The 11,667-nt window shown below is 39.4% G+C and carries 9 protein-coding genes; 7 read left to right on the forward strand and 2 right to left on the reverse strand.

Features of this window, described 5'->3' with window-relative positions; translation table 11 throughout:
* The first annotated feature begins 87 nt into the window (after nucleotides 1-87).
* Entirely contained in the window at nucleotides 88-960 is an 873-nt protein-coding gene (locus D0T87_RS11635) for a GLPGLI family protein (RefSeq protein ID WP_163175303.1), read from the forward strand.
* Nucleotides 961-1,056: 96 nt separating this feature from the next.
* Nucleotides 1,057-3,528, forward strand: coding sequence for a carboxypeptidase-like regulatory domain-containing protein (locus D0T87_RS11640; protein WP_239063629.1), 2,472 nt, complete (start codon nucleotides 1,057-1,059; stop codon nucleotides 3,526-3,528).
* A gap of 54 nt (nucleotides 3,529-3,582) precedes the next feature.
* On the opposite strand, the gene D0T87_RS11645 is transcribed toward D0T87_RS11640, so the two are convergent.
* The gene (locus tag D0T87_RS11645; protein ID WP_163175305.1) at nucleotides 3,583-5,640 is read right to left on the reverse strand and encodes an LruC domain-containing protein; all 2,058 of its coding nucleotides are present in this window, start codon (nucleotides 5,638-5,640) and stop codon (nucleotides 3,583-3,585) included.
* 437 nt (nucleotides 5,641-6,077) lie between these two features.
* Here D0T87_RS11645 and D0T87_RS11650 point away from each other — a divergent pair, with 437 nt between their 5' ends.
* The 4 genes from D0T87_RS11650 (at nucleotide 6,078) to D0T87_RS11665 (ending at nucleotide 9,867) form a co-directional block, all read left to right on the forward strand.
* Nucleotides 6,078-6,509, forward strand: coding sequence for a Fur family transcriptional regulator (locus D0T87_RS11650; RefSeq protein WP_163175306.1), 432 nt, complete (start codon nucleotides 6,078-6,080; stop codon nucleotides 6,507-6,509).
* A 33-nt stretch (nucleotides 6,510-6,542) separates the two neighbouring features.
* A complete protein-coding gene (locus D0T87_RS11655) occupies nucleotides 6,543-8,486 on the forward strand; it encodes a heavy metal translocating P-type ATPase (RefSeq protein ID WP_203558676.1) in 1,944 nt (647 codons plus the stop codon).
* Between the two features lie 121 nt (nucleotides 8,487-8,607).
* Complete coding sequence (locus D0T87_RS11660; RefSeq protein ID WP_163175307.1) at nucleotides 8,608-8,862, forward strand: hypothetical protein; 255 nt, start codon at nucleotides 8,608-8,610, stop codon at nucleotides 8,860-8,862.
* Nucleotides 8,863-9,048: 186 nt separating this feature from the next.
* Complete coding sequence (locus D0T87_RS11665; RefSeq protein WP_163175308.1) at nucleotides 9,049-9,867, forward strand: SDR family NAD(P)-dependent oxidoreductase; 819 nt, start codon at nucleotides 9,049-9,051, stop codon at nucleotides 9,865-9,867.
* Here D0T87_RS11665 and D0T87_RS11670 read toward each other — a convergent pair.
* Entirely contained in the window at nucleotides 9,864-10,724 is an 861-nt protein-coding gene (locus D0T87_RS11670) for an ATP-binding protein (RefSeq protein ID WP_163175309.1), read from the reverse strand. The genes D0T87_RS11665 and D0T87_RS11670 overlap by 4 nt on opposite strands.
* A 117-nt stretch (nucleotides 10,725-10,841) precedes the next feature.
* Between D0T87_RS11670 and D0T87_RS11675 the strand changes: the two genes are divergently transcribed.
* Nucleotides 10,842-11,516 carry a Crp/Fnr family transcriptional regulator gene (locus D0T87_RS11675; RefSeq protein ID WP_163175310.1) on the forward strand — a complete coding sequence of 225 codons (675 nt, stop codon included), beginning with the start codon at nucleotides 10,842-10,844 and terminating at the stop codon, nucleotides 11,514-11,516.
* The last annotated feature ends 151 nt before the right edge of the window (nucleotides 11,517-11,667 follow it).

Below are 11,667 nucleotides of genomic sequence, written 5' to 3' on the forward strand. Positions count from 1 at the left end.
AAACCGGATAATATTTCAGTAATATAATCAAGATCAACCAATCAACATCCTGCAATATATTTACTGAAAATCTTAATAATAAAAATTATGAAACTGAACATTAAAAACATGGCCACACTGGGAGTTCTGCTTCTGTTGGCAGGCTTTGCTAATGCGCAAATGGTAATTAACATCGTAAATACAAATGATGTGACCAAAGCCGATTCGATAGACAATACCTTATTTACGGTACAGTATGAAACGAAATTCATGCCCGACACATTAAATCCCGAAAAGCTACAGGAAGAAACCATGATGCTCAAAGTCGGCAGACAGGTTTCCGTATATTACAGTTACGCTAAATACCTGACCGACTCCATTATCGAAGTAGACAAAGCTACCGGAGCCAGTATGGATATGATCCGCGAACATTTAACCCAATTCTCGGCTAAGGTGAGTTACAAGATCTATAAAAACTATCCGGCAGGAAAGGTTACTTTTCAGGATCAACTGGTCATGAACCGTTTCATTTGTGAAGAAGACAATGAAATTCCCAAATGGCAAATCCATCCGGATACTGCAACCATTTTATCTTATACCTGCCGAAAGGCAACCTGCCATTTCAAGGGGAGAGACTATGAAGCCTGGTTTACGATGGAGATTCCACGCAGCGAAGGCCCCTGGAAGTTAAATGGGCTACCCGGACTTATATTGAAAGCACAAGACAGCCGCGAGCACTATACTTTTGTATGTACAGGAATTACCCAAAGCAGAGGTAGCAACCCGATCATGATCAGTAAAAACAATTATGAACCCATATCGCGTAAGAATCTGAACAGAATGTACGAGCGATTTGCCGCCGACCCGGTGGGATACAGCGTGGCATCAGCACCCAATGTCACAATCAAAATACACGACGAAAGCGGTCGCGAAGCAAAAGCCCCTAAAAACATGCCCTATAATCCTATTGAGTTAGACTAACCTGTTAGACAATTGCAGACTCATCATACATTTATGAAACCTACCGGCCTCATACTCAAAACTATCTGTATCCTTGGCATACTGCTTTTAATCACAATGGGTATACAAGCTCAGGAAACTGCTTTACGTGGTGTTGTTACCGACGCCTCTACCCAACAAGCAATAGAGACTGCCACTGTAAAACTCCTTAAAGGCAGTAATGAACGCTTTATCGCCTATACGTTCACAGACAGCAAAGGAGGATTCTCTATCCCCTTAGGAAAAGAGACAGACTCGCTTTATGTGGCAATATCCCTATTGGGCTACAAAACCCATAAGCAAGCTATCCGCCCCGGTGAGAATCTGCGGATAAAATTAGAAACTGAGGTATTCAACCTACGTGAAGTGGTTGTACGCCCCGGACGGGTGTGGGGAAGGCAGGATACCATAAATTACGATGTATCGCAATTCATAGGAAACACAGATGAATCCATAAAGGATGTTATCAGTAAACTTCCCGGAGTAGATATTGACACTCATGGCAAAATATCCTACAACGGGAAAGATATTAGTAAGTTCTATGTTGAAGGCATGGACCTGGTAGACGGGCGCTACAATCAAATCACCAAAAACCTTCAGGCAAGATCGGTAGAAACGGTACAGGTACTAGATAATCATCAGCCCATCAAGATGTTGAAAGATAAACTAAAAGTAGAAGATGTGGCTATCAATCTGAAACTCCGCCCCGAATTCCGGGACAAATGGATGATATACCTAAGCGGAGGAGCCGGAACTTCTTCCGGCAATCCAGCTGATGATGTTTTATGGATGGGAGATTTAAATGCCATGCAACTCAGCCGAAACAACCAATCCGTTTATATTTATAAAGGAAACAACATGGGCAATGATGCTACAACCGAACAGATGATGCTTGTCAGTCAGGGTTCCCACCTATTAAGCAAGCCATCTATTCCTGTGTTCCTGTCTCAGCCTTCCCTATCGGCTCCATTAAAAACAGAACGTCTACTTTTCAATAATGTACACACACTATCAGCAAACAGATTATATAAGGTAAACGAATCCGGTCAATTACGTATAAATGCAGGATATACACATGATTACCGCAAACAGGAACGAGGAAGCCAAACCCGTTACTTCCAGGAACAAGATACGATATATATGACAGAAGAAAGCCATACCCGCATCCGGTCCGATAAGGCCGAACTTGGTTTTAATTTTGAAAACAACGGCGCAAGCCAATATCTCACCAATCAATTCTCGGCCACTGGCAACATGGAAAAGAGCATCATTGACTTTTACAATGATGATACATTTCGTCAGCAGGTCAGAACGAATACATTAGGTTTAAAGAATGATTTACGTAGTTTGTGGAATCAAGGAAGATATACGCTGGAACTTCGGTCGTTGATACAGTATAGCCATATTCCCTCAGAACTTAATGTAAACGCAATACAGCAGAAAATGAATCTTAATTATCTCTATACAGATAACTCTTTTTCTTTTTTAAAGAAAAAGGGAGATATCACTCAACGCTATACAGGTGGCGCTACCACCCAAACCAGTAATATTAAAAATGGATATAGCGTTTATATCAATCCTATGTGGCAGGCAAACCTTAATAAATGGCAAGGTACATTTACTGCTCCTCTACGCTGGACACAATTTATCCTGGGAGATTACTCCCGCCCCACGGTAAACCCATCCTTATCCTTATTATATACTTATAATTATGCCTGGCGCTTTCGTTTTCATGGAGGTTATCAGGAAAATCAGGGTAGTATTACAGACTTTTATAACTCACCCTATCATACGGATTATCGTTATGTTATATGGAAAAGCGGCACGTTATCTATACAAAGGCGACAATTGTATGCGTTATATGCCGAATACAAAAATACAGTCAAAGAATTCTTCGCTACACTTTCTCTGAGTCATAGCCGGATATGGTATAACCATATTCAAGAGCGATTGTTTCAAAACGAGCAAATAATACTTGCAAGCCGTAACCTTTCTACATCTTCCACCGGATGGACACTAAACGGAACATTATCCAAAGGTATTTTCGATTGGCGATTGAAAGCGTCTCTCAATTATCAACTGAGTGAATATCGTGCAGAACAATTAAGTGAGGGAGAACAACTTCCTTATAAATCAAGGCATATATTACTGGAACCTAAAATAAACTGGAATCCTTGTAAGCCCCTGGATATTAATTATGAAAGTTCAATCCGATATGGAGGGAGCTACGTTGGCCAATTCACTAAATTAGATCCTTTATGGAACGTGGTACAAAAACTAAATCTCTATTATAGCTTTACATTAATTGAACTTGGTTTCACCGCAGATCATTATTATAATGATATAAGCAGAGAGAAAAGCATTCATGCTTTTCTTATTGATGCTTCCCTGCGGTGGAAATCCGGTTCCTGGCAAATTGACCTGGCAGCTAATAACTTATTGAATAAGAAACAATATAACTATACCCAGTACAGTACATCGGAAAGCTATACTTCATGGATCAATATCCGTGGACGAGAGTTCCGGGCGTCAGTCAGGTACAGATTCTAAAGAGGCGCTACGACTTCACAGTCATAGCGCCCGTAATGCACAACTATTTATCAATTAGTTACCTACAGGATATAGGTACCAATCTTTATCTCTATGTTTATAACTCTCCACCCAACTATTATATTTCGGATAGGTTTTATCTATACTCTGTTCTTCGACGGGAATTGTAAAACTGGTTACCCCTGAAAGATGAATAGCAAACGGATAATTGTTATTCTCTCCACTCACATACCACAAGCCATTACCGGATCTATCATCATCTGTTCCAAACAAGGATGTTGTTGCCTTAGCAGTAGGACGATACATTGGTAAATGTACTTCAACTCCGTCTTTTGGCGAAATATAAGGATTGTATGGAGCCAATAATCCCTCCTGGTTAAACTCAGCCTGTGTCATACGTAGATTTTCTTGTTCACTAAACTCCATAACTACATTGTATGTTTTAGGTGTAGTTCCGTACACATAAGGCTTGATAACCTCATTTACATTTGGACAAAGTTCAACCAAAAATCCACTACCATCAGGAACGATATTAACCTGATTACCATCAACCGTAACTTTAGTTATCCGCTGAGGATTGACTTCTACTTTATAACCAAAAGAGTTAGCGAAATCGGCTCCCGCATGAACCAAAGAGAAGTTATCTACAACCTTTCTTACGTAAGGTGCACCAACTTTACCCGATTCGGTTTTTTGCACATAGTTAATAGTCGATTCGTATTTCACCACTACGTCATTCAAATCATAGTCTCCTTTACGAGGCCAGTTGTCTTCAAAAGCCAGATAACCTTTTTCAGTGGCATCCTGTTCTGTCTCACTTTCGTTATCTTCTCCCGGAATCACTGGAGGAGGAACAATAGCATTTGTCGGATTCAGTTTAACATGGAACATTACATCATTACAATCTCCGTCTCCCACCTGTGAATCGTTGTTTTCATCTTCAAAACCGAAGCATACATATTCATTACCTCCATTTTTTGCAGTGAATATAGTAGTATGGTTCTTATTACCCTTATACTCAAAATGCCATGAAGGAACAGAATAATACCAGGAACTTTCCGTTCTACCTTTAATATAATAACCATCAGATTTTGAAGTAAAACCATCCGCAGCCAACACCCAACCTACAGTTGTACCAACCGGAAACTTATCTTCCAGTGCTCCGGTAGTTTTATTGTAGTATTTCAATTTCACGTATTCGCCCGGCTTTAATGCACCCGATGCAGTTAAGCTCACTCTGGCAGACTGGAACACACTGATCACATAAAGATCTTTTCTGGCATCATTCGTCATCATCTTCGCCAGATCTTCTTTAGGACCATCATAGCAAAAATATGCCAACGAGTTATGGTACTTCGCATCCGAAGCGATCACAGAAACCCACAATTCAACTCCTTTTCCATCGCCACCATCTTGCGCTATATAAAAAGAAGCGTCAGTATAGTATTTAGGATCAGCTTTCTGACCATTCGGGAAAGCTTTGGTTATTGAATTGCGAACCGCGGCCGGAAATTCCTCTTTTATAATGTACTCATCATAGGGTCTATAATAAGTATTCGCCCCTTCTCTCACTACCTGCAATCTATTACCAGTTAAATAATGGTCAACAGCAGCCGTTCCATAGGTACGGGTAGCAGCAGCTTCCTGACTTATCACCAAGTCGATCTCTTGAAAAACAGCTCTTTGGTCATTGATCTTTGCATGCATCAAAGTCGGTGCAAAGAGATCAGGTGAATACAGATATACATCTGTTACATAACTTGGCAACGTTCTAACAATCTCTGCCCCACCTGCAACATAAATACCAGCAGTAATCGGTTGCAAATCCGAACGCATTTCCCAACCATCAGCTTTCTTTTCAAAAGGATTCACAGAATATGCCTGAAAGGTTGATACCGTTCCATCCGGCACATCATAGTTCAAGTCAAAAACAACCTTCTGAGTAGTGGAAAAATCTAATGTAGAAGGATCATCTCCAACATAACCAGGAGGTTTACGATCTGGATCAGAATAATCTTTATCCTGACACCCAGTCAAAAACAACATAAACATGGATAAGCTCAACAGCGCAATTCGGCTAGCATTCATCCTCCTCAAGATTTTCTCTTTCATAATAAAAAATTGCTTTGTTTCAATAATTAAAAACTACATAACGTTTAACTCAGCAAATATAGAAAGGATTTTAATACAAAAGTGTTAAATAAAAGCCCCCAGAAAACACTTCAAAGAAAACAAAAAGAAATAGAGGACAGCTTATTTTATATAATTATTTTCAAGTTTTACTATCACAAATGCAGAATAGAGCTCAAAATCAGACCAAAAGTCAATTTAGAGAATAACAATCAAAATATTTTTTTCAAACACTTAAAAGCAAAAGATAAAAGCAAAAGAGGATGGTTAAATATATCAATCAAACCAAAATAAACGTTAACAAATAAGAGGTATAGAATAGCATAAATGAGAAAGAGGACAATTTATTCTCTTTAGATTCAAAAGAAATCACCTACCTTTGTAATCATTAAAAGCACCTGTCAATAAAGGGAAACGCCATGAACGAATATGAAGAAAGACTGGAAAACAGAGGTATACGAGTTACAGCCGTACGACTTCTTATATTGAAAGCTATGCTTAACTATCCGCAAGCATTCAGTTTGGCCGATATGGAGAATAAACTGGAAACAGTAGATAAGTCGACTTTATTCCGTACCATTTCTTTATTTCACGAAAAACACCTTATTCATAGTATAGACGATGGTTCGGGGTCTATCAAATATTCGGTTTGCAGTACCGACTGTACTTGTTCATTAAAAGACCTGCATGTGCATTTTGCATGTAATCTTTGCAAGAAGACATATTGTTTGGAGGGTATTCATATTCCTACTGTACAGCTACCGAAAGGATTCTTGTTGCAAAGTGTCAATTTTGTAATGAAAGGACTTTGCGACCATTGTTCAAAGTTGCAACTTGGTTGCAGGCAATAAACCGTAACTTTGCCATAAATAAAACTTATTCTTATGGCAAAAGTAAATACACCCACTGGTTCATGCGGTTGCTGTTGCGACTCTCATGGACATCATGATATCCCACAGCACACTTCATGGAAGCGTTATCTCCCATCCATTAGCAGTTTCGTAATGCTGATTATAGGGATTATCACAGAACATTTTATTCCCAATTCATTTTTTCATGGATATATCCGGTTAGGTTGGTATCTATTAGCCTATACACCGGTTGGTTTTCCTGTGATCAAGGAAGCATACGAAGCGATTAAACAAAAAGATTTGTTCAATGAGTTTTCTTTAATGACAATTGCCACCCTAGGTGCATTTTGTATTGGAGAGTATCCGGAAGGGGTCGCTGTTATGTTATTCTATTCTGTAGGCGAACTATTCCAGGAGTCAGCAGTAAACAAAGCTAAAAATAATATTAAGGCTTTACTTGATATCCGACCGGATGTGGCTACAGTATCCAGGGAAGGCCGTTATGAGGATGTAAAACCTGATACGGTAAACATCGGTGAGAAAATACAAATTAAAGTTGGAGAGAAAGTTCCTTTGGATGGAATAATGTTATCGCCTCAAAGCAGTTTCAATACTTCTGCTCTAACAGGCGAGAGCACTCCCCGCACAATTCGTGCCGGTGAGATGGTACTTGCCGGTATGCTCAATTTAGATAAGGTCATTGAAATACAAGTTGAAAAAAGGTATGAAGATAGTTCTCTTTCGAGAATACTAGCACTTGTTCAGGATGCTACTTCCCGAAAAGCAAAAACAGAATTACTTATCCGGAGGTTTGCCCGGATATATACCCCTGCTGTTTTCTTACTGGCATTGCTGATTACAATTATTCCAATCTTTGTGGTCACAAATTACATATTCTCTGAATGGTTATACCGTGCTTTAGTATTTCTGGTTATTTCTTGTCCGTGTGCATTGGTCGTTTCTATTCCTTTAGGTTATTTTGGAGGAATTGGCGCGGCTTCACGCAATGGCATCCTGTTCAAAGGTGCTAACTATTTGGATATGATGTCTAAAGTGAATACAGTGGTTATGGATAAAACCGGTACTTTGACCAAAGGAGTATTTAAAGTACAGCAGGTTGTATCTCCTATATATAATGAAAGAGAGTTCATAGAAATTATGGCTTCTGTGGAAAACCACTCCAACCATCCTATTGCTAAAGCCATTTCAGAGTTTAACAAGGCCTCTGATGGACGTATACTTCCTGTTGCAGAAGTAGAAGAAATTGCCGGACATGGGCTTAGGGCATTAATAGAGGGTAAGATTATTCTTGCCGGTAATTCGAAATTAATGCAAAAGTATGGTATAGAATATGATTTGGCTATTGATTCTATTGTTGATACTGTGGTTATTCTGGCTATTAATAATGCTTATGCAGGATATATCACGATTGCAGATGAATTAAAACCGGATGCGGTATCGGCTGTTCAAAGGATGAAATCATTAGGTATCCAAACAGTAATGTTAAGTGGAGACAAGACTTCTATCGCAAAGAAAATGGCACAAGATATTGGCATAGAAGCTGTTATAGGTGATTTACTCCCCGAAGACAAAGCTGCTTATGTTAATCAGCTAAAAGAAAACCCGGAACATACAATTGCATTTGTTGGCGATGGAATAAACGATGCTCCGGTACTTGCACTTAGCGATATTGGCATTGCTATGGGCGGAATGGGGGCGGATGCTGCTATTGAAGTTGCCGATGTAGTTATCCAGACAGATCAACCATCTAAGATTGTCACAGCAATCCAAATCAGTAAGGCGACTCAACATATTGTTAAGCAAAACATTATTTTTGTTTTTATTGTAAAGGGATTAGTACTTACATTAGGTGCCTTTGGAGTGGCTACCATGTGGGAAGCCGTATTTGCCGATGTCGGTGTAGCCCTGATTGCCATTCTGAATGCCATTAGAATATTAAGAAAAAAGTTTAATTAATCGAGGCTTTTCTGCTCAACCATAAATCTTTCTTAAAATGCTAAACATTTTGAGGCTGAAAGTTGTCTATAATGCAAAACAGTAATAATTGTAATAACTAAACCTTTAAAAACAACAGATTATGGACGATAAAAATAAAAAAGCAGAGGAAGCTCGCGAGAAGCAATGGCAGGATAAGGTAGATATCGCCGCCGGAAAGACTAAATTAGCAGGGCACAAAGCCGAAGAAAAATGGCATGAATTTTCTGAGGATGTAAAGAGTACCGCCAAGCACATTTCAAATGTGGCTAAAGAGAAAGCTACCGAAGCCAAGAACACATTAGATGAAAACGTACAAAAAATACAGCATCGCATAGACGAAGCCCGTGAAAAATAAGCTACGAAACATCAATTAGCCGTCCTAGCAAAACTGCGGACGTTTTTTTTGTATCTCTCTCTGGTGCGACGAAAATATATTTTTGATGCATCAAAAAATAATTTTCGTCGCATCAAAAATCTTTTTTGGATGCATCATATTATCTTTGCCTGAGATTAAAACAATATAAGATAACAGTATTCAGGCATGAAGCAGCAGATTATTCTATTAACAGGAGGAAGTAGCGGTATTGGACTAGAAGTTGCCAAGCAACTTATGAATAGAGGTGCACGCATATACTCCGCTTCACGACGTATAGGTACGGCTCAAAAAGCGTTACAAGGTGGTGGAGAAATTATTCCGGTTCAACTTGATATTAATAATGAAGAAGAAACAAACCTGGTTATAAACCGTATTCTTCAAGAGAGCCAACGAATAGATGCTGTGATTTGTAATGCCGGAAACGGCTTGGCGGGATCTGTAGAAGACACCTCAGCAGATGAGGTCAGATACCAACTGGAAACGAATTTCTTTGGTACGGTAAAGACAATCAATGCATGTTTGCCTGTATTTCGTAAGCAAGGATATGGCAAAATAATGTCAACCTCTTCTGTTGCTGCGATTGTCCCCATCCCCTATCAGGCTTTTTATTCTGCTGGTAAATCGGCATTGTTGACTTTCATGCAAGCCTTATCTATGGAAGTTAAACCCTTTGGAATACAATGTTGTACGGTACTTCCGGGAGATACCAAAACAGAGTTTACCTCTGCCCGCAAATATACCGAAGCATCACAGCTAGCAGATTCTGCTTATACTGCCCGCATGAAAAAATCAGTAGAGAAGATGGTACACGATGAAGAGAACGGAATGAGTGCTTCATTCGTTGCCCGTAAAATGACGAATCAAATTATGAGCAAACGAATGAAATCTATCCTCATTCCGGGTGTTCAGTATAAGCTGATTTGTTGGTTATTTAACGTTCTTCCTGTAAGATTGAGATTATGGTGTGTCGGACAGTTATATTAAATCCACTGTTCATTTTTTACCGTACCATCCAGTGACAGTACAATTATTTTTATAGGTAAATGCTTGGATTGCTCGCGGGCCATTTCTGCAATGCGTACCAGTCCCTGGCAACAAGGCACCTCCATGACAAGCACTGTCAGCGTTTCAATGCCAGAATGTTCTATCATCTCTGCCAGTTTATCCACATACATTTGTGTATCATTATCCAGCTTAGGGCATGCAATCGCCAGTGTTTTCCCTTTCAGAAAGCGGCTATGGAATTCCCCCGTAGCAAATGCAGTACAATCGGCAGCTAATAACAAATGTGATCCCTGAAGAAATCCGGCATGCGGATTCAATAGGTGCAATTGTACCGGAAACTGTCTCAGTTCTGATGGTTGAGCATACGATACATTTGCTGCCGCCACGCCTATGGGAGCAACCGGACGTTTTATCTCCCGCATCATAGCTCCCGGGCAACCGCCTCCACTATGATGGTGATCTTGTTGTTCTCCATGTGAACAACCAAAGTTGACTTTTATATTATGTTCCTTCAAATATGCTAGTCCCTGCTTAACCCATTCCTTTTCACCATGTGCTTTCAGATGGTTAAGATGCGCCAGAATCACAGCTTCACCTTTCGGAACAAGGCGTTCCATTACCGCATCTTCATTATAAGGTTCGGCTTCGCGTTCTTCTAAAGCTATTGCCCCTACAGGACATTCGCCAATACAAGCACCCAATCCGTCACAATACAGGTCGCTTATCATTACGGCCTTTCCGTCAATCAGTTGTAAGGCCCCTTCGTGGCATCCATCTACGCACAATCCGCAGCCATTACATAGTTCATCATCAATCTTTATTACGGTCCTTTTCATATCATTAATCATTTATATAGTGATACAAAATTACGCAGAAGTAGAAAGATAAACTGTAACCTATGTTACACTATTGGGAAAATATTATACTTTTGTTGCAACAGTAATACAAACCTTATGAATTTATCCGCTGCAACCCAATGTTATTTATTCTCTTCTGTTCGTGAAACTGAACTGGAAGAGGTTTTCTCAAAGATAAATGTATCTGAATCGCATTTCAGAAAAGGAACGATCCTCACCATGCAGGATGAACCTTGCAACAGGTTGATTATTCTACTCAAGGGAAGTGTAAAAGCAGAAATGAGCGATCCCTCCGGTAAGGTAGTGAAAGTAGAAGAAATTCACGCACCTAACCCGTTAGCTATTCTTTTCTTATTTGGTGAAAACAACCGTTTCCCTGTGCAGACTACTGCATTAGAGGATATTAATGCTCTTGTTATCCCTAAACAATCGGTCTTGAGAATGCTCCAAATGAATGAAGTAATCCTTAAAAATTATCTGGATACATCGGCTAACTTTGCTAATCGTCTCAGCAGTAGACTGCATTTTATGTCTTTCCGATCCATCCGGCAAAAGATAGCTCTATACTTATTAGATTTATCTAAACGTCAACAAACAAATAACATCATATTAGATAAACCCAAAAGTGTAATTGCAGAATATTTTGCGGTTTCCCGCCCCTCACTGGAAAGAGAATTAACGAAAATGCAACACGACGGACTAATCACAGCCAATAAAAAGCAAATCTGTTTGATAGAAAAGAATAAGTTAATACAATTAATTAGCTTTTAATTTTAACATTCTCATAACCAAAACACTGTTTTCATTGTTATACTATATAAAGAACATCATTGCTGGGCACTTATTCCCAGCTGATTTTCAATTGTTTATAATTTAGTTCTTTGACATTTTTGTAATCGTGTTCAGTAAGTATCTCATTTAC

The organism is Bacteroides sp. 51 (assembly GCF_010500965.1).
Lineage (GTDB): Bacteria > Bacteroidota > Bacteroidia > Bacteroidales > Bacteroidaceae > Bacteroides.

Coding starts and splice junctions, on each gene's coding strand:
- D0T87_RS11635 (WP_163175303.1), top strand. CDS start 88: ATGAAACTGAACATTAAAAACATGGCCACACTGGGAGTTCTGCTTCTG.
- D0T87_RS11640 (WP_239063629.1), top strand. CDS start 1,057: ATGGGTATACAAGCTCAGGAAACTGCTTTACGTGGTGTTGTTACCGAC.
- D0T87_RS11645 (WP_163175305.1), bottom strand. CDS start 5,640: ATGAAAGAGAAAATCTTGAGGAGGATGAATGCTAGCCGAATTGCGCTG.
- D0T87_RS11650 (WP_163175306.1), top strand. CDS start 6,078: ATGAACGAATATGAAGAAAGACTGGAAAACAGAGGTATACGAGTTACA.
- D0T87_RS11655 (WP_203558676.1), top strand. CDS start 6,543: ATGGCAAAAGTAAATACACCCACTGGTTCATGCGGTTGCTGTTGCGAC.
- D0T87_RS11660 (WP_163175307.1), top strand. CDS start 8,608: ATGGACGATAAAAATAAAAAAGCAGAGGAAGCTCGCGAGAAGCAATGG.
- D0T87_RS11665 (WP_163175308.1), top strand. CDS start 9,049: ATGAAGCAGCAGATTATTCTATTAACAGGAGGAAGTAGCGGTATTGGA.
- D0T87_RS11670 (WP_163175309.1), bottom strand. CDS start 10,724: ATGAAAAGGACCGTAATAAAGATTGATGATGAACTATGTAATGGCTGC.
- D0T87_RS11675 (WP_163175310.1), top strand. CDS start 10,842: ATGAATTTATCCGCTGCAACCCAATGTTATTTATTCTCTTCTGTTCGT.